Source organism: Streptomyces sp. NBC_01276 (genome assembly GCF_041435355.1).
In the GTDB taxonomy this organism is placed as follows: Bacteria; Actinomycetota; Actinomycetes; order Streptomycetales; family Streptomycetaceae; genus Streptomyces.
Genome location: NZ_CP108442.1, coordinates 819,731 through 837,304, shown reverse-complemented (window position 1 = coordinate 837,304; position 17,574 = coordinate 819,731). Strand labels below are relative to the sequence as shown.

The window sequence follows — 17,574 nt, the reverse complement described above, 5'->3', positions numbered from 1 at the left end:
ACTTTTTGGCATTTTGACTAGTGGTCAATCAGTCGTTCGCTGCATAGGGTCGCGGAGCAAAGCTCTCGGAACTCGTCGGGCACACCCCTGCCTTGGCGATGGAAAACGTGCGCCATCGGGCGCCGATAGCGAAGGGCCGTTTTGGACACCATCTATTGGAGCCGGCGTCGGGTTCTCGGTGCCGTTGCCGCCACCACGCTTGCCGTCACCGCATCGAGTCTCGTTCTCAACCCCGTGGCCGCCCTGGCCGCCACGGTTCCTCCGCCGGACGGCGCCGACGGCGACCCGTTCCGTCTCCCCGACACCGACCGGGCCAAGGTCGTCAAGGCGTGGCTGCTGGGAGGCAGGGCCGTCCGGGCCGCCGCCGCGGCGGCCCTGACCGGCACCGACACGGACGTCCAGAACTTCCTGGCCACGAGCCTGGCTTCTGAGACCGCCGAGGACAACCGCGTTGCGATCATCAGCTCGCTCGCCGGCGGCGGTAAGGGGAGCCGGCGCGAGGCCTCCGCCGCGATCAGCGGCGGTGACTCCGCCATCGCCGCCTATCTGGCCGGCGGCTTCAAGGGCGCCATCATGGAGGACCTGCGGGTCGCCACGAGCACGGTGATGGCCGTGGGCGGCAAGGCGGTCAACCGCGTCGGGAACACCGCCCTGAACGACGGTTCCCAGACAGCGCTGGAGACGTTCCTGCTGGACGGCCAGTACACCGCCCGCCTGGAGGACATGCGGGTCGAGGTCTCCAAGCTCTCCTTCCAGGCGGGCCCCGAAGTGCAGAAGTACGCGACCCGGGCGCTCTCCGGGACCGCGAAGGACGTCGAGTGGTTCCTGGAGATCGGCCAGCACATCGCGCGGGCCCGTGATCAGGAGGCCATGAAGATCCAGGAACTGGTCGCGGTCGTCCAGCGCGAGGGCAAGAAGGCCGACGCGATGACCAAGCAGGCCGAGGAGGCCTCGGCCCGTGCCGTCGAGGCCGCCGCCAAGGCCAAGGACGCGGCCGAGAAGGCCGCCGCCGAGGCCCAGGCTGCGCAAGAGGACGTGATCAAGTCCGGTAGGGCGGCCCGCAAGGCGAGCGAGGCCGCCTCCGGCGCCGCCGACGCGGCCCGCGTCGCCACCGTCGCCTCCCACGCCGCCATCCAGGCTTCGCGGCGCGCAGCCTACGCCGCCACCGCCGCGGGCCAGGCCGCCGCCAACGCGGGCTCCGCCGCCGCCCAGGCCTACAACGCGGCCATCGCCGCTTCCAAGGACGCCTCCCAGGCGCAGGCCGCCAAGGACGCCGCCCTGGTCGCCCGCACCGCCGCGTCCCAGGCACGCAGCGCGGCCGCAGCCGCCGACAGCGCCGCGAACGCCGCCGCCAGTGCCGCCGGCGCCGGCGACGCCGCCGCGTCCGCGGCCCGCAACGCCGCGGCCGCCGCCAACGCCTCGGCCGCCGCCGCCAGTGCCGCCGGGGCTGCCCAGGCCGAGGCCGCCGAGGCCAAGCGCCAGGCCCAGATCGCCAGCACCAACGCCACGATCGCCACCAACGCCGCCGGCACGGCCCAGGCCCTGGCCAACTCGGCCGCGGCGGCGGCACGTACCGCTCGCGATGCGGCCAACAGCGCCGCCACACACGCGGACAACGCCGCCGCGGCGGCCGAGTGGGCCGCCCAGTACGCCGGCCAGGCCGTGGAGTACGCCAAGAAGTCGACCGAGTTCGCCAACGAGGCCACCAAGGCCGCGAACACCGCCACCGAAGCGGTCGCCAAGGCCGTCGAGGTGGAGAAGGCCGCCCGCGAGGCCGAGTGGCAGCGGCTCGACCAGGACACCCAGCGGGCGATCCAGGAGGTCCGGCTGCTCGCCCAGATCGAGCAGAGCGAACGGGCCGCGTACGCCGAGAAGCGCACCCAGGCCGAGCAGGCCGCACAGGCCACGAAGGACCTGATAAGCCAGGCCGAGACGGCTCTCAAGGCGGGCGACACCGGTCTGGCGGCCGGGCTGGGCCGCAAGGCCGCCGTCGCCGTGATGGGCACTTCCCACGGCACCTGGACGCACGAGGCCGCGCGGTTCGCCCTGTCCGGCGCCGACTCCGACATCCACGTCTGGATCGACACCGACCGGAACCTCGCCCAGCGGCAGGACGACCGGGAGACCAGCCTCTACCTCGCCCGGACCCTGCCCGCGGACATCGGCTACGCCGCGGCCAGGGCTCTGGGGAGCAGCGACCCGGACGCCGTGGGCAAGTTCCTGGACGGCGGGCTCGTCCAGGCCTCCGCGATGGAAGCCCGCGTGGCAGTGACGCGCGCCCTCGCCGCCAACCCGGGCAAGGCGGTCACGAAGGCCGCCAACGCCGCGCTGGACGCCGGCACTCCGGAGGCCCTGTACGCGTTCCTCACCGTCACCGGCGAGGCGGCGCAGCGGGAGGACGACACGGTCGCCACTGCCGCCCTCCTCTCCTCGGACAAGGCGGGTCCCTACACCAGGGCCCACGCTCAGGCGGCCATGGAGGGCCCGACGTGGATGCGTCGGAACTTCATCGGCTCGGTCCAGTACAAGACGGCTCAGCTCGACTACGACTCGGCCAGCCACATCGCCGCCATGCAGGGCGCGATCGCCGCCGCCGCGAAGATCGCGCAGAAGGCGCAGGAGGACGCCGCCCGCGCCCAGCAGGCGGCGGCCGTCGCCCGCAACGCGGCCGCGGAGGCCATCGACTGGGCGAACAAGGCCAAGGACTGGGCCGTCCAGGCGGCGAACTCCGCGCAGCAGGCGAAGGCGAACGCCGACGCGGCCGACCAGTCGGCCAAGGACGCGCAGGCCTCGGCCGACAGGGCGAGCCAGGCCGCGGCCACGGCCCGCACCGCCGCGCGCTCGGCGAACTACTCCGCCAACCGCGCCTTCGAATCGGCGCGCAGCGCGTCGGCGTCCGCCAACGCCGCCCAGGCGTCGGCCGCTTCGGCCCACGCGTCAGCCACGCAGGCCGGCCAGGACGCGAAGACGGCGGCCGAGGCCGCGAGCCAGGCCCACCAGATTGCCGCGGACAAGCGGCAGCAGGAGCTCGTCGCGGCGGCCAAGCAGGCGGCCGCCGACGCGCAGGCCGCCAGGGACGCGGGCAAGTCCCCGGCCGACACCGCTGACAACGACACCGTCAACGGCGGCGACGTCCCCTGGTACAAGGACCTGAAGTGGTGGGCCAACGCCACGAGCTGGCTCAGCACCGGCCTGGGCTTCGCGAGCGCTCTCGCCGGCATCGGCGGTCTGATCTTCCCGCCCGCCGCCATCGTCCTGGAACCCCTGGCCTTCGGCCTGGGCATCGCCTCCATGGCGGTCTCCGGGATCAGCACGGTGCTCACCGGCTTCGCCTACGGATGGAACAGCAGCCAGTTCTGGGCCTCCGCCGGCAGCACCGCTCTGGGAGTCATCACCTTCGGGCAGTCCCAGTGGATCGGCTCCCTGAGTAAGGTGGGCGGCAAGGTCGTGGCTCCTGTGGCCACGAAGATCACGCAGTTCGGCCACGACCTGATCTCGCCGGTCACCTCGACGCTGTCGTCCCTCTTCGGCTGACGGCGCCGACGGTAACGGCCTGAGACCCGGTACCGGGCCAGGGGGAAGCCACGCCGGCGGCCCCCTGGCCCGGTCAGGAAGGACCCGACATCCTCGCGCGACTCCCCATCGGCTGGCTGCTGGCCATGGCCGTCTTCGCCACGTCCGTCCTCTGCCTCGGTGTGCACCGCTGCCTGAGGATGCCCAGACCGACCGCCATGGCGGCCGGTCTTTCCGTCGTGTTCCTTCTCGTGATGACGGGGATGGGCGGCCTGGGAGCCGTGCCGTGGAATGCACGGCAGATGATGGTCATGTACTCCTTCACGTGGGTCGGGTTCACCATCGGCGCGATCCCCTGCGGAAGGCTGCTCCGCGACCACCTCCGAGCCGGAGGCGGGCAGACGGAGGGCGAAGGGCCCGCCGTCCCGACGCGTTATGTGGTCTTCATGTGTGTGACCCTCTCCCTCATGCTGCTCCTGGCGTACGTGCTCGCGACGTGATCTGACGGCTGGCGTGGCCGTCGGGAGGTTGCCCCGGCCTCAGTCGTCAGTCACTGCAATCCGGAGACCTCGAAGACGCTGTGGGCCGTCTCGCGGTCGATGCGCTGCGCCAGCTGTTGCAGGGCGGTCGTGCCGTGCCGGAGGGTGCCGCCCCGGATCGATGTGCGGCTGTCCGCATCGAGGAAGTGCCACATCGCCGGATTGCGGCTCAGGACCGTCGGGTCGATCTCGACCCGGCTTCCCCGCGTGTCCTGGAGGACCAGCCGCTGTGCCACCCCGTCGCACCAGCGGACCGAGACGAGGGAGTCGGTACGGACCGTGTCCGTCGTCAGCATCCCGCGGGCGCTCAACCGTCCCGGGCGAACGGAGACCCGGCGCGGCAGCATGATCGCGAAGAAGAGGAAGGCCAGGCCGCTCCACAGGAGGCCGCGCGTCAGATCGAGCCTTCCGGAAGCGGCGTCCACCACGAACAGGGCCGTGAACAGGAGGGACGCGACGCCGATCGCCGAGCGCACCTCTGCAGCCCAGTGGACGTCGTGCGTCCAGGGGCCGGCAGGATCCGCTGCGGTGCCTGGTGCGCCGGGCGCGGCATGTGTGAAACGTCGTCCCATGAGGACGACGTTAGGGCTGGCAGTGGCGTCGTGGTCGGACCCTGACGCACCTCTGATGTGCCGGCTACGCCATGTTGACGGGCTTCATACCGGGTGGCGCTCCATCGGCCTCACGGGCCCGGTGGGCTGCTGCTCCATGGCGATGGCCGCGAGTAGTCGTACGGCGGCGGGCTCAGTGGCGCAGGATCCGGCGCGGGTTCGAACGGGCCGGCCCGGTTCGTCACGAGGATCAGCATGGTGCCGACGAAGAGCAGGGTGACGACGATGAGGGCCAGCCCGAGAGGGTTGCGGGGGTTGTAGTAGTAGCGGTTGGTACCCCATCTGCTCCGTCTGAAGACCGGTTCGTCGTCGTCATGCACAGGCTGGCTCCTCGGTTGAAGGTTCTCTGCGACCCGCATTGCCTCAGAGGGACGGCCCTCGGGTCAAGGGGTCAGGGCCGCCCTGCGGGCGCATCGGCGGCTGCGGGCAGGGACAGGACCATGGTCAGGCCTCCGCCCGGGGTGTCCTCGGGGGTGAGCGTGCCGTCCATCGCCTCGGTGAGCCCTCGGGCCAGGGCCAGGCCGAGGCCGAGGCCGGTGGTGTTGTCGCGGTCGCCGAGGCGCTGGAAGGGCTCGAAGGCGCGCTCGCGGTCGTCGGGGGCGATCCCGGGGCCCCGGTCGGCGATCCTCACTTCGACCCGGCCGGCCAGGGCGCTCGCCGTCACCAGCACCGGGCGGTCGGTGGGGGCGTGGCGGACCGCGTTGCCGACCAGGTTCGCCAGTACGCGTTCGAGTAGCGGAGGATCCGCCCGCAGCGCCGGTACCGACTCCAGGTTCTGTACGTTGACGGCGAGTTCCGTTGTGGTCGGCAGTTCCAGCGACTCCAGGGCGGCCGGCAGGACCTCCTCCAGGGTGGTGGCCCGGAGTGCGAGGGTGAGGGCGCCGGCCTGCAAGCGGCTGAGGTCGAGCAGGTTCTCCACCAGGCGGTTCAGCCGGTTCAAGGAGGTCTCAGCGGATTCGAGCAGCTCCGAGCGGTCCTCGTCCGAGAAGTCCACGTCCGGGGCGCGCAGTGAGCTGATCGCGGCCAGTGCCCCCGCCAGCGGGGTCCTCAGGTCGTGGCTGACGGCGCGCAGCAGGGCGGTGCGCAGGCGGTCCGCGGCCCTGATGGGTTCGACTTCGGCGGCGGCTTCCGCCAGGCGGGCCCGCTCTACCGCGGCGCCGACGTGTGCTGCGAAGGCGGCCAGTACGCGGCGTTCGGAGGAGGGCAGGGTACGCCCGCGCAGGACGAGGAAGGATCCGGTTCCGGCGGCAACCACCAGGGCGGGGCCGGTTTCCGTTCGCGTGCGGTGTCCGCCGTGCTTCTGCGCATGTGGGTCCGGGGGCTCGGACGTCAGGTCGACGGTGTCCATGCCGAAGGTCTCCCGGGCGCGTTCCAGCAGTGCCGGTACCGCCTGGTCGCCGCGGACGATGCTGCCGGCCAGCGCGGACATCGTCTCCGCCTCGGCGGTGGCCCGGGCGGAGCGGCGCGACAGCCGCAGGGACCGGTCCGCCGCGGCGGCCACGGTGGCGGCGACGACGGCGAAGACCACCAGTGCCAGCACGCTGTCCGGGTCGCTCATGGTGAACTCGCCTATGGGCGGCATGAACCAGTAGTTGAGGAGCAGCGCGGCGGTCAGCGCCGCGACGAGGGCGGAGGCCACTCCGCCGATGCAGGCCACTCCGACCACGGTCACCAGGAAGAGCAGTGCTTCGCTGGTGAGGTTGAACGTGCCGCGTATCCGGTCGAGGGCGAGGGTGAGCAGCACCGGGAGCAGCACGCCGGCCACGGGCCCGGCGATGAGCCGGGAGGTGGGGAGGGTGCGGCGGCGGGACGGCAGCAGCCGGCCGTGGCCCGCCCGCTCGTGCGTGACCATGTGGACGTCGATGTCCTCGGACAGCGCCACCACGGTCTCGCCGATTCCCCGGCCGGTGAGGAAACGTTCCAGCCTTCGGCGCCGACTCGTACCGAGGACCAGCTGCGTCGCGTTCTCCGCCGTGGCGAAGTCCACCAGTGCAGTGGGGATTTCGTCGCCGACGACGGAGTGGTAACTGCCGCCCAGGTCCTCGACGAGGGCCCGCTGCGCGGCGAGCGCCGCGTGCGACACCCCGGCGGCGAGACCGTCGCTGCGTGCGATGTGCACCGCCAGCAGCTCGCCGCCGGCGGACCTGCCGGCGATGCGGGCGGCGCGGCGGATCAGGGTCTCGCCCTCGGGGCCGCCCGTGAGCGCCACCACCACCCGCTCCCGGGTCTCCCAGACATCCCCGATGCCGTGCTCGACGCGGTATGTGTGGAGGGCCTCGTCCACCCGCCCGGCCAGCCACAGGAGGGCCAGCTCCCGCAGGGCGATCAGGTTGCCCGTGCGGAAGTAGTTGGCGAGGGAGGCGTCGATCCGTTCCGGGGGATAGATGTTGCCGTGAGCCATCCGGCGCCGAAGTCCCTCGGGGGGTATGTCGACCAGCTCGATCTCGTCGGCGCGGCGCACGAACTCATCGGGCACCGTCTCGCGCTGCGGCACTCCGGTGATCTTCTCGACGACGTCGCTCAGCGACTCCAGGTGCTGGATGTTGAGCGTGGTGACGACGTCGATCCCCGCGGCCAGGATGTCCTCGACGTCCTGCCAGCGCTTCAGGTGCCGGCCACGGCCCGGGACATTGGTGTGGGCGAGCTCGTCGATCAGCACCACCTGCGGGCGCCTGGACAGCAGCGCCTGGCGGTCCAGCTCCGCGTAAGTGCGCCCGCGGTAGTCGTGCTCGGCCAGGGAAAGGGCCTCCAGGCCGTGGAGCTTCGCCTCGGTGTGCGTGCGCCGGTGACACTCCACGAATCCGGCCACCACGTCCGCGCCACGGGCCGCCTTGCGGTGCGCCTCGTCGAGCATCCGGTACGTCTTGCCGACGCCGGGGGCCGCGCCCAGGAAGACCTTGAGCCTTCCGGGCCGCAGGACCGGCTCAGCCACTGCGTCCAGCCCTGTCCCGTCCATGGTCGTCATGCTCAGAACTTCTCGGGGAAGAGGTAAGCCAGGACGAGGTACCCGATCAAGCTGACCGCAATGATGATGCCGACGATGTTCTCCGTGCTCACCCGCACCCGACTCCTCCACGCGTCCTCAACCTCACCAGCCAACAGCGGGGAAGCCGGGAACGAAACGTCCCTGATGGACTCCTAACGGCTCCGGGGTGGGACTTTGACGGCGTGTTGACGGCCGTTGCGTCGACAGGGTGAAGGCGGTGTGCCGGGACGACGCCACCTCGCTCGTGCTCTTCCGTGTCGCCCTCGTGACCCCGTACGGCGCGTACGTGCCGGCGGAGGCGGTGCACGCGTCGGGAGTCACCTCCGTCGTCGTGGCGGGCGTCGTGCTCGGAGGCCGGGCCGACCGCTTGACCAACGCACGCATACGGATACGGCTGCACGCCGTCAACGGCACCGTGGCCTTCCTGTTCCTCGCGGGGCAGGGGAGTGGGGGCGGCCCTTCGGAGGGCCGCCCCCACGAGGTGGGCCGATGGCTAGCAGTTGGGCTTGCTGCCGTGGTTGGAGCCCTTCTTGCGGCGGGCCCTCTTCTTGCGTGCGCGCTTGGACATGTCGGTGGATCCCTTCAGGCGGTGTGGCCGACGAGGAGGCCGGCGAGCTTGTTGAGGCGCTTGACGGTGCGGTCTCCGGTGGCGGCGGGGGCCGGGGCGACGCGCTCGGAGCGGTCGTAGTAGGCGCCGTTGACGATCTCGGTGGCCGGGTCGCAGAGCCGTGCGACGTGCTGCGCGCCCTCGGCGGCGGGGGCGCCCTCGTGCCCGTACAGCGGGAGGAGTCCGGTCTCGCACACGCCGGGGTTGACGGAGACGGCGGTGACGCGCGGGTCGGCGGCGAAGACGGTCAGCGCGAGCTGGGACTGGGCGTACGCGGCGAGGCGGGAGTAGCGCCGCACGCGCTGCGGATCGTTCCACTGGATGGCGCCCGAGCGGTGGAGCGCGGAGGAGACGTTGACGACGCGCCCGCCGAGGTCGCTGGTGAGGGCGGGCTCCAGGAGGTTGGTGAGGAGGTAGTGGGCCAGGAAGTTGACCTGGAAGGAGATCTCGTTGCCGTCGGCTGTCAGGGTGTGGCGTTCAGGGGCCGCGATGGCCGCGTTGTTGACGAGTACGTCCAGGCGCGGGTGGTCGCGTACGACGGTGTGGGCCAGGCTCTCTACCTCCTCCAGGCGGACGAAGTCGGCGGCGATCGGCCGGAGACGGGCGCCGGCCACACCTGTGGTGGCGATGAGCCGGTCGGTGGCGGCCTGGGCCTCCTCGGGCGTACGGCCGTGCAGGAGGACGGTGGCGCCGTGCTCGGCGAGCCGGCGCGCGGTCTCGTAGCCGATGCCGGAGGTGGCTCCGGTGACGAGGACGGTACGGCCGGACAGAGATGAAGACATGGCGGATTCCCGAAAACAGGCATGGCTGACGTGCCCGGCGTCCCTGCGTGAGGCAGGGGCGTGGGCTCAGGTCATGCGGTGGAGGTGAGGACGCGCAGGGAGCCGCGGGCAGCGCCCTTCAGGGGCTGGTGGCAGGTACGCGGGAAGACGCGCGGCCGAAGTCAGAGGGCCGGGCAGACAGCGGGCGCCGTCGGCAGCACCTGATTCGGTGGCCGGTCTTCGTAGCGCGGACCGCTGTTCATGGCGCAATCCCAGCGCATCGGGGATGCGGGGGCAAGTGCCCGATGGGCTCCTTGACGGCCTTCTGACGCCCGTCCATCAGGACCGCGTCAAAGATCGACTTCCATGCGGAAGGAACCCGTCAAGGAGTGGTGCCAGAGCCATCGGCCGGGCGCAGACTGGTGTGGCGACGGAGCCGGACGACGGACCGGCGGCATGCGGCTGTCGGGCGGTGACCTGAACACCCCCCGAATCCGCGCATGGTCCCACCGTGGGGGTACGGACCTGTGCGACCGCGTGTCGGTCACCCGTCGCACAACACATGAGCCGTCCGGCTTTCCGGTGTGGGGATACCGGGGCCGGACGGCTCGCGTGCTTCGGCCGTCCTCCCGTACTCGGCGGGCCGAGTGATAGGGCCGATCACCTTGATGTCACGTGACGGCAGACGTCGGAAGCTCCGGCGACACCGGAGGACCGTCGCCCGCTATGGGGAGTGTGATGACCATGGTGAGGCCGCCGCCCGGGGTGTCCTCGGCCGTGAGGGTGCCTCCGATGGCCTCGGTGAAGCCGCGGGCGACGGCGAGGCCGAGGCCGACGCCGGCGCCGCGCGGGGCGTCGCCGTGGCGCTGGAAGGGTTCGAAGATGCGGTCCTTGGCTTCGTCCGGGACGCCGGGTCCGCGGTCGACGACCCGGAGCTCGACGCGGCTTCCCAGGGCGCTCGCGGAGACATTGACGGGCTGTCCGCCGGGGCTGTACTTGACCGCGTTCTCGACGATGTTGGCCACGGCCCGTTCCAGCAGGCCGCGGTCGACGGCGATCATCGGGAGCGTTTCGGGGATGTCGAGTTCGACGCTGTCCTCCGGTACGCCGCCCAGGGCCATCGGCACGACCTCGTCGAGGTCGGTCTCACGGATGAGCGGGACGACCGTGCCGGTGTTGAGACGGGACATGTCCAGCAGATTCCCGATCAGGGCGGCGAGGCGGTCGGCGCCGTCCTCGATGCCTTCGAGCAGTTCGGCCTTGTCGTCCTCGGACCATTCGACGTCGTCGGAGCGCAGGGAGGTGACGGAGGCCTTGATGCCCGCGAGCGGGGTGCGCAGGTCGTGGCTTACGGCGGCGAGCAGGGCCGTACGGATGCGGTTGGCCTCGGCGAGTTCGCGGGCTTTCTCCGCCTCGTCGACGAGGCGCTGGCGGTCGAGCACGACGGCTGCCTGAGCGGCGAACGCGCCGAGGACACGGCGGTCCTCGGCGGGCAGGACCCGGCCGGTCAGGGCGAGCGCCATGTCGTCGCCGATGGGCAGGTCCACGTCGGCCTCCTCGGGGCGGGCGACCGTGCCGGTGCCGACGGATGCCGCCGTGGTCCAGGGGTCGACCTCGCTGGTGCGCTCCAGGAGGGCCACCGACTGCATCGCGAAGGTCTCGCGCAGCCGCTCCAGGAGGGCGTCGAGGGAGTTCTCGCCGCGCAGGACGCTGCCCGCGAGGAAGGAGAGGATCTCGGATTCGGCGCGCAGGCGGGCGGCCTGGTGGGTGCGTCGCGCGGCGAGGTCGACCACGGAGGCCACCGATACCGCGACGCCGACGAAGATCGCGATGGCGACGATGTTCTTCGGGTCGGAGATGGTGAACTCGTGCAGCGGCGGGGTGAAGTAGTAGTTCAGCAGCAGGGATCCGAACGCTGCCGAGGCGAGCGCGGGGAGCAGCCCGCCGAGCAGGGCCGCCGCCACCGTGAAGGTGAGGAAGAGCAGCATGTCGTTCGCGAGACCGAGCTCGGGGACGAGCTGGCTCAGCAGCACCGCGAGCACGGCGGGGCCGGCGATGCCGGTGAGCCAGCCCCAGATGAGGCGGGAACGGCCGAGCCGCGCGCCGCGGGCGACGGGCAGGCCGCGGCCCTTGGCGGCCTCGTCGTGGGTGACGATGTGGACGTCGAGGTCGGGTCCGGACTCGCGGGCGACGGTGGCGCTGACGCCGGGGCTGAAGACGGACTGCCAGGAGCGGCGGCGGCTCACGCCGAGGACGATCTGGGTGGCGTTGCAGCCGCGGGCGAACTCCAGCAGGGCGTCGGAGACGTCGTCGCCTATGACGTGGTGGAAGGTGCCCCCGAGGTCCTCGACCAGGGTCCGTTGGACGGCGAGTTCCTTGGGCGAGGCGGAGGTCAGGCCATCGCTGGCGGCGATGTAGACGGCGAGGACCTCGCCGCCGGCGCCCTTCTCGGCGAGGCGGGCGGCGCGGCGGATGAGCGTGCGTCCCTCGGGCCCGCCCGTCAGCCCGACGACGATGCGCTCGCGGGCCTGCCAGGTGGAGCGGATGTTGTGCTCGCCCCGGTACTCCTGGAGGTACTCGTCGACCCGGTCGGCCACCCACAGCAGCGCGAGCTCGCGCAGCGCGGTGAGGTTGCCCGGCCGGAAGTAGTTCGACAGCGCCGCGTCGACCTTGTCCGGCTTGTAGACGTTGCCGTGGGCCATCCGGCGGCGCAGGGCCTGCGGGGACATGTCGACCAGCTCGATCTGGTCGGCCCGGCGCGCGACTTCGTCGGGGACGGTCTCGCGCTGCCGGACCCCGGTGATCGTCTCGACGACATCGCCCAAGGATTCGAGGTGCTGGATGTTGACGGTCGAGACGACGTCGATGCCGGCCTGGAGGAGCTCCTCGACGTCCTGCCAGCGCTTGGCGTTGCGCGAGCCCGGCACGTTGGTGTGCGCGAGCTCGTCGACGAGGGCGACGGCCGGGCGCCGCGCGAGGATCGCGTCGACGTCCATCTCGGTGAAGACGGAGCCCCGGTACTCGATCTCGCGCCGCTCGACGAGTTCGAGGCCGTGGAGCATCACCTCGGTGCGCGGACGGTTGTGGTGCTCGACGAAGCCGACGACGCAGTCGGTGCCCCGCTCGATCCGGCGGTGCGCCTCGGAGAGCATCGCGTACGTCTTGCCGACGCCCGGTGCCGCACCGAGGTAGATGCGGAGCTTGCCGCGTCCCATGTTCAGACTCTTCTTCTTGGTTTGACGGTTTGACGGTTTGACGGTCGGGTGGGCGATCAGGGTTCGAAGCGGTAGCCCATACCGGGTTCGGTGATCAGGTATCGGGGGTGCGAGGGGTCCGGTTCCAGTTTGCGCCGCAGCTGGGCCATGTAGACGCGCAGGTAGTTGGTGTTCTCCCCGTAGCTCGGTCCCCAGACCTCCAGCAGCAGCCGACTCTGGGTGATCAGCCGGCCCGGGTGGGCGATGAGGATTTCCAGCAGGTGCCACTCGGTCGGGGTCAGCCGTACCGTGCGCTCGCCCCGGTATACCTTCTTCGCGACCAGGTCGACGGTGAACTCGTCGGTCGTGACCACGGACACCTCGTCGGCCTGCGAGGCGCCGGCCGGCTCCTGTCTGCGGGCTGCCGCACGCAGCCGGGCGAGGAGCTCGTCCATGCTGAACGGTTTCGTCACATAGTCATCGGCGCCCGCGTCCAAGGCCCGGATCTTGTCTTCCGAGGTGTGGCGGGCGGACAGCACCAGGATGGGCACGCGGCTCCAGCCGCGAACGCTCTTGATCACGTCGACGCCGTCCATGTCGGGCAGGCCGAGGTCGAGGACGATGACGTCAGGCTTGCGCGCGGCCGCGAGCCGCAGCGCGGAGCCACCGTCCGGAGCCTCTTCGACCTCGAATTTGCGCGCCTGAAGATTGATCTTGAGCGCGCGGACGAGCTGGGGATCGTCCTCCACCACCAGCACCCGGGTCATTGGCGTGCAGCCTTTCCTTCGTTGAGAGCAAGAGGTAAGGAGCCGGCAGGGCGCGAGCATTCCGCGCCCTGCCGGCTCCCGGTCCGTGCGATGGGGAACATCAGCTCTTGGTCAGTGCCTTGAGCGCGGTGTTGAGCTCGAGGACGTTCACGCGGGGCTCGCCCATGAAGCCGAGAGTCCGGCCGGTGGTGTGGTCGGCGACGAGCTTCTCGACCTGCTCGACGTCGAGCGTGTTCTGCTCGGCGACCCGGTGGATCTGGAGCTTGGCGTACTCGGGGGAGATGTTCGGGTCGAGGCCGGAGCCGGAGGAGGTGACGGCGTCGGCCGGCACGTTTTCCGGCTTGACCGTGTAGCCGGCGGTGGAGTTGTCGGCGATGACGGCCTCCTTGGCGGCGGTGACCTGTGCGCAGAGGGTGCCCTCCTCGGCGTCCTTGGTGCACTGGCCGTTCACGGCGCCGTTGTCGGCGGAACGGTTGGTGGCGCCGGACAGGATCAGGGAGTACTGCGTGTTGACGCTGTTGCTGCCCAGGCCGTTCGAGGGGCGCGGCTGGAACCACTTCAGGTCGGGCCTCGCGGCCTCGTCGGCGTCGTTCGGATCCTTCTTGGGCAGGTCGTACCGCTGTCCGATGAGGGAGGATCCGACGACGTTGCCGCTCTGGTCCTTGATCTCGGAGCCGTTGGCCTTGTCGTTGAACAGGGCCTGGGCGATGCCGGTGACGGCGAGGGGGTAGAGCACGCCGCACACGATCGTCAGGACGAGCAGGGCGCGCAGGCCGGCCACGATCAACCGCGCCGTGTTGCCTACAGAGTTGTTCATCGCAGATCAGCCGATTCCGGGGATGAGGGTGATGAGCAGGTCGATGAGCTTGATGCCGATGAACGGGGCGATCAGACCGCCCACGCCGTACAGGCCCAGGTTGCGGCGGAGCATCTTGTCGGCGCTGGTCGGCTTGTACTGCACGCCCTTGAGGGCGAGCGGGACGAGGGCGATGATGATCAGCGCGTTGAAGATGACGGCGGACAGGATGGCGGACTCGGGGGAGGTCAGGCCCATGATGTTGAGCTTGTCCAGGCCCGGGTAGACCACGGCGAACATGGCCGGGATGATCGCGAAGTACTTGGCGACGTCGTTGGCGATGGAGAAGGTGGTCAGGGCGCCGCGGGTGATGAGGAGCTGCTTGCCGATCTCGACGATCTCGATGAGCTTGGTGGGGTTGGAGTCCAGGTCGACCATGTTCCCGGCTTCCTTGGCGGCCGAGGTGCCGGTGTTCATGGCCACGCCGACGTCGGCCTGGGCGAGGGCGGGGGCGTCGTTGGTGCCGTCGCCGGTCATGGCGACGAGCTTGCCGCCGGCCTGTTCCCGCTTGATGAGGGCCATCTTGTCCTCGGGGGTGGCCTCGGCGAGGAAGTCGTCGACACCGGCCTCTTCGGCGATGGCCTTGGCGGTGAGCGGGTTGTCACCGGTGATCATGACGGTCTTGATGCCCATGCGGCGCAGCTCGTCGAACCGTTCGCGCATGCCCTCCTTGACCACGTCCTTGAGGTGGATGACGCCCAGGACCCGGGCGCCCTTCCCGTCCTTGACGGCGACGAGCAGCGGAGTGCCGCCGGCTTCGGAGATGCGGTTGGCGAGGAGGTCGGCGTCGTCGGAGACCTGGCCGCCCTGCTCCTTGACCCAGGTGATCACCGATCCGGCCGCGCCCTTGCGGGTCAGCTTGCCGTCCACGTCCACGCCCGACATACGGGTCTGGGCGGTGAAAGCGATCCATTCGGCGTGCTCCAGCTCGCCCTGGTGGCGCTCGCGCAGCCCGTACTTAGCCTTCGCCAGGACGACGATGGAGCGGCCCTCGGGGGTCTCGTCCGCGAGGGACGACAGCTGGGCGGCGTCCGCCAGCTCGGCCTCCGTCGTGCCCTTGACGGGGACGAACTCGGCGGCCTGCCGGTTGCCGAGGGTGATGGTGCCCGTCTTGTCGAGCAGGAGGGTGGAGACGTCACCCGCGGCTTCGACGGCCCGGCCGGACATGGCCAGGACGTTGCGCTGCACGAGGCGGTCCATGCCCGCGATGCCGATGGCCGACAGGAGCGCGCCGATCGTGGTCGGGATCAGGCAGACCAGCAGCGCGGTCAGCACGATCATCGACTGCTCGGCGCCGGCGTAGATCGCGAAGGGCTGGAGGGTGACGACCGCCAGCAGGAAGACGATCGTGAGGGATGCGAGAAGGATGTTCAGCGCGATCTCGTTCGGCGTCTTCTGCCGCGCCGCGCCCTCCACCAGGGCGATCATGCGGTCGATGAACGTCTCACCGGGCTTCGTCGTGATCTTGACGACGATCCGGTCGGAGAGGACCTTCGTACCGCCGGTGACCGCGCTGCGGTCGCCGCCGGACTCCCGGATCACCGGGGCGGACTCACCGGTGATCGCGGACTCGTCGACGGAGGCGACGCCTTCGATGACGTCTCCGTCGCCGGGGATGACGTCACCGGCCTCGCAGACCACCAGGTCGCCGATCTTCAGCTCGGTGCCCGGGACCTGTTCTTCGCCCATGCCGTCTGTGGTCAGGCGGCGGGCGACGGAGTCGGTCTTGGCCTTGCGGAGGGTGTCCGCCTGGGCCTTGCCGCGGCCCTCGGCCACGGCCTCGGCGAGGTTGGCGAAGATGGTGGTCAGCCACAGCCAGGCGGTGATCGCCCAGCCGAACCAGTCCGTCGGGTCCTTCAGGGCCAGCACGGTGGTGACCACCGAGCCGACGAGGACCACGAACATGACCGGCGACTTGATCATGACGCGGGGGTCGAGCTTCTTCACCGCATCCGGGAAGGACTTCAGCAGTTGCTTGGGGTCGAACAGGCCCCCGCCGACACGGCCGGCGGGCGGCTTGTGTCCGGTGGGCAGGTTCTCGTGCGGGGCACGGGTCGGAGTGGCGGTGCTCATGATGCGAGCCCTTCGGCGAGCGGCCCCAGCGCGAGGGCGGGGAAGTAGGTCAGACCGGTGACGATGAGGATCGTGCCGACGAGGAGGCCGGTGTAGAGCGGCTTGTCGGTACGGAGCGTGCCCGCGGTCTCGGGGACGGGCTTCTGCTCGGCGAGCGAGCCGGCCAGCGCGAGGACGAAGACCATGGGCAGGAACCGGCCCAGCAGCATGGCGAGGCCGATGGTGGTGTTGAACCACTGCGTGTCGGCGTTCAGGCCCGCGAAGGCGGAGCCGTTGTTGTTGGCGCCCGAGGTGTAGGCGTAGAGGACCTCGGAAAAGCCGTGCGCCCCGGAGTTCAGCATCGAGTGCGGCGGGGTGGGCAGGGCCATGGCCGCGGCGGTGAAGCACAGCACCAGCGCCGGGGTGATGAGGATGTAGCAGGCCGCGAACTTGATCTCGCGGGTGCCGATCTTCTTGCCCAGGTACTCCGGGGTGCGGCCGACCATGAGGCCGGCGATGAACACCGCGATGATCGCCATGACCAGCATGCCGTAGAGACCGGAGCCGACACCGCCGGGGGCGATCTCGCCGAGCTGCATGCCCAGCAGTTGGATGCCGCCGCCGAGACCGGTGTAGGAGGAGTGGAAGGAGTTGACCGCGCCGGTGGAGGTGAGCGTCGTGGCGACCGAGAAGATCGCGGAGGCGCCGACGCCGAAGCGGGTCTCCTTGCCCTCCATCGCCCCGCCCGCGACCTCGAACGCCGGGCCGTGGTGGGCGAATTCGGTCCACATCATCAGGGCCGTGAAGCCGAGCCAGATCGTCGCCATCGTCGCCAGGATCGCGTAGCCCTGGCGCAGGTTGCCGACCATCCGGCCGAACGTGCGGGTGAGCGCGAACGGGATGACGAGGATCAGGAAGATCTCGAAGAGGTTGGAGAAGGGGGTGGGGTTCTCGAAGGGGTGGGCGGAGTTGGCGTTGAAGTAGCCGCCGCCGTTCGTGCCCAGCTCCTTGATGACCTCCTGGGAGGCCACCGCCCCGCCGTTCCACTGCTGCGTACCGCCCAGGAACTGGCCGACCTCGTGGATGCCGGCGAAGTTCTGGATCGCGCCGCACGCGACGAGGACGATCGCGCCGAGGACGGCGATGGGCAGGAGGATGCGGACGGTGCCGCGGACCAGGTCGGCCCAGAAGTTGCCGAGTTCACCGGTGCGGGAGCGCGCGAAGCCCCGTACCAGGGCCACCGCCACGGCCATGCCGACCGCGGCCGAGACGAAGTTCTGTACGGCGAGGCCGCCGGTCTGCACGACGTGGCCCATGGCCTGCTCGCCGTAGTACGACTGCCAGTTCGTGTTGGCCACGAAGGAGGCGGCGGTGTTGAAGGCCTGGTCGGGGTCGATCGCGGAGAAGCCGAGCGAGCCGGGCAGGATGCCCTGGGCGCGCTGGAGGGCGTAGAGGAAGAGCACACTCACCGCGGAGAAGGCGAGGACGCCGCGCAGGTAGGCGGGCCAGCGCATCTCGGCGGTCGGATTGGCGCCGATCGCCTTGTAGATCCACTTCTCCGGGCGGTAGTGCTTCTCCGAGGAGTAGACCTTGGCCATGTAGTCGCCGAGGGGGCGGTAGGCCAGCGCGAGCGCGGCGATCAGTGCGAGGAGCTGGAGCACACCAGCGAGAACGGGACTCATCGGTGG

At 70.6% G+C, this 17,574-nt stretch carries 13 protein-coding genes and 1 pseudogene; 3 read left to right on the top strand and 11 right to left on the bottom strand.

The window, feature by feature from the left end; all coding sequences use genetic code 11:
- Positions 1-234 precede the first annotated feature (234 nt).
- Together OG295_RS03440 and OG295_RS03435 are read left to right on the top strand one after the other, a co-directional pair.
- Complete coding sequence (locus OG295_RS03440; protein WP_371675471.1) at positions 235-3,534, top strand: ALF repeat-containing protein; 3,300 nt, start codon at positions 235-237, stop codon at positions 3,532-3,534.
- Between the two features lie 125 nt (positions 3,535-3,659).
- Positions 3,660-4,013 carry a hypothetical protein gene (locus OG295_RS03435; protein ID WP_371675470.1) on the top strand — a complete coding sequence of 118 codons (354 nt, stop codon included), beginning with the start codon at positions 3,660-3,662 and terminating at the stop codon, positions 4,011-4,013.
- A gap of 50 nt (positions 4,014-4,063) precedes the next feature.
- Here OG295_RS03435 and OG295_RS03430 read toward each other — a convergent pair whose 3' ends face one another.
- From OG295_RS03430 to kdpF, 4 genes are all read right to left on the bottom strand, one after another.
- Positions 4,064-4,624 (bottom strand): hypothetical protein, encoded by a 561-nt coding sequence (locus tag OG295_RS03430; RefSeq protein WP_371675469.1) that lies wholly within the window; start codon positions 4,622-4,624, stop codon positions 4,064-4,066.
- Between the two features lie 110 nt (positions 4,625-4,734).
- On the bottom strand, positions 4,735-4,983 hold the full coding sequence (locus OG295_RS03425) for a hypothetical protein (protein WP_371675468.1): 249 nt from the start codon (positions 4,981-4,983) through the stop codon (positions 4,735-4,737).
- A gap of 71 nt (positions 4,984-5,054) precedes the next feature.
- A complete protein-coding gene (locus OG295_RS03420; protein ID WP_371681090.1) occupies positions 5,055-7,619 on the bottom strand; it encodes an ATP-binding protein in 2,565 nt (854 codons plus the stop codon).
- Between the two features lie 11 nt (positions 7,620-7,630).
- Positions 7,631-7,720 carry a K(+)-transporting ATPase subunit F gene (kdpF, locus tag OG295_RS03415; protein WP_371675467.1) on the bottom strand — a complete coding sequence of 30 codons (90 nt, stop codon included), beginning with the start codon at positions 7,718-7,720 and terminating at the stop codon, positions 7,631-7,633.
- Between the two features lie 137 nt (positions 7,721-7,857).
- On the opposite strand from kdpF, the pseudogene OG295_RS03410 reads away from it, so the two are divergent.
- A pseudogene (locus OG295_RS03410) lies at positions 7,858-8,022 on the top strand (hypothetical protein); the annotation flags it as partial.
- A gap of 120 nt (positions 8,023-8,142) precedes the next feature.
- Here OG295_RS03410 and OG295_RS03405 read toward each other — a convergent pair.
- The 7 genes from OG295_RS03405 to kdpA all read right to left on the bottom strand — a co-directional run bounded on the left by OG295_RS03405 (position 8,143) and on the right by kdpA (position 17,568).
- Positions 8,143-8,217 carry a 50S ribosomal protein bL37 gene (locus OG295_RS03405; protein ID WP_371681089.1) on the bottom strand — a complete coding sequence of 25 codons (75 nt, stop codon included), beginning with the start codon at positions 8,215-8,217 and terminating at the stop codon, positions 8,143-8,145.
- A 14-nt stretch (positions 8,218-8,231) separates the two neighbouring features.
- Positions 8,232-9,038 carry an SDR family NAD(P)-dependent oxidoreductase gene (locus OG295_RS03400; protein WP_371675466.1) on the bottom strand — a complete coding sequence of 269 codons (807 nt, stop codon included), beginning with the start codon at positions 9,036-9,038 and terminating at the stop codon, positions 8,232-8,234.
- Between the two features lie 650 nt (positions 9,039-9,688).
- Positions 9,689-12,232, bottom strand: coding sequence for an ATP-binding protein (locus OG295_RS03395; RefSeq protein ID WP_371675465.1), 2,544 nt, complete (start codon positions 12,230-12,232; stop codon positions 9,689-9,691).
- Between the two features lie 56 nt (positions 12,233-12,288).
- A complete protein-coding gene (locus OG295_RS03390; protein WP_371675464.1) occupies positions 12,289-12,978 on the bottom strand; it encodes a response regulator in 690 nt (229 codons plus the stop codon).
- Between the two features lie 100 nt (positions 12,979-13,078).
- Positions 13,079-13,795, bottom strand: a complete 717-nt coding sequence (locus OG295_RS03385) for a potassium-transporting ATPase subunit C (protein WP_371675463.1) — start codon at positions 13,793-13,795, stop codon at positions 13,079-13,081.
- A gap of 6 nt (positions 13,796-13,801) precedes the next feature.
- Positions 13,802-15,907: a potassium-transporting ATPase subunit KdpB gene (kdpB, locus tag OG295_RS03380; protein ID WP_371675462.1), complete on the bottom strand. Its 2,106-nt coding sequence runs from the start codon at positions 15,905-15,907 to the stop codon at positions 13,802-13,804.
- Positions 15,904-17,568: a potassium-transporting ATPase subunit KdpA gene (gene kdpA / locus OG295_RS03375; protein ID WP_371675461.1), complete on the bottom strand. Its 1,665-nt coding sequence runs from the start codon at positions 17,566-17,568 to the stop codon at positions 15,904-15,906. Before kdpA ends, kdpB begins: the two co-directional genes overlap by 4 nt.
- Between the last annotated feature and the right edge of the window lie 6 nt (positions 17,569-17,574).

What these genes read in the sequence shown, in the direction of transcription:
- OG295_RS03435 (WP_371675470.1), top strand. Translation starts at nt 3,660, where the DNA reads ATGGCCGTCTTCGCCACGTCCGTCCTCTGCCTCGGTGTGCACCGCTGC.
- OG295_RS03430 (WP_371675469.1), bottom strand. Translation starts at nt 4,624, where the DNA reads ATGGGACGACGTTTCACACATGCCGCGCCCGGCGCACCAGGCACCGCA.
- OG295_RS03420 (WP_371681090.1), bottom strand. Translation starts at nt 7,619, where the DNA reads ATGGACGGGACAGGGCTGGACGCAGTGGCTGAGCCGGTCCTGCGGCCC.
- OG295_RS03400 (WP_371675466.1), bottom strand. Translation starts at nt 9,038, where the DNA reads ATGTCTTCATCTCTGTCCGGCCGTACCGTCCTCGTCACCGGAGCCACC.
- OG295_RS03395 (WP_371675465.1), bottom strand. Translation starts at nt 12,232, where the DNA reads ATGGGACGCGGCAAGCTCCGCATCTACCTCGGTGCGGCACCGGGCGTC.
- OG295_RS03390 (WP_371675464.1), bottom strand. Translation starts at nt 12,978, where the DNA reads ATGACCCGGGTGCTGGTGGTGGAGGACGATCCCCAGCTCGTCCGCGCG.
- OG295_RS03385 (WP_371675463.1), bottom strand. Translation starts at nt 13,795, where the DNA reads ATGAACAACTCTGTAGGCAACACGGCGCGGTTGATCGTGGCCGGCCTG.
- kdpB (WP_371675462.1), bottom strand. Translation starts at nt 15,907, where the DNA reads ATGAGCACCGCCACTCCGACCCGTGCCCCGCACGAGAACCTGCCCACC.
- kdpA (WP_371675461.1), bottom strand. Translation starts at nt 17,568, where the DNA reads ATGAGTCCCGTTCTCGCTGGTGTGCTCCAGCTCCTCGCACTGATCGCC.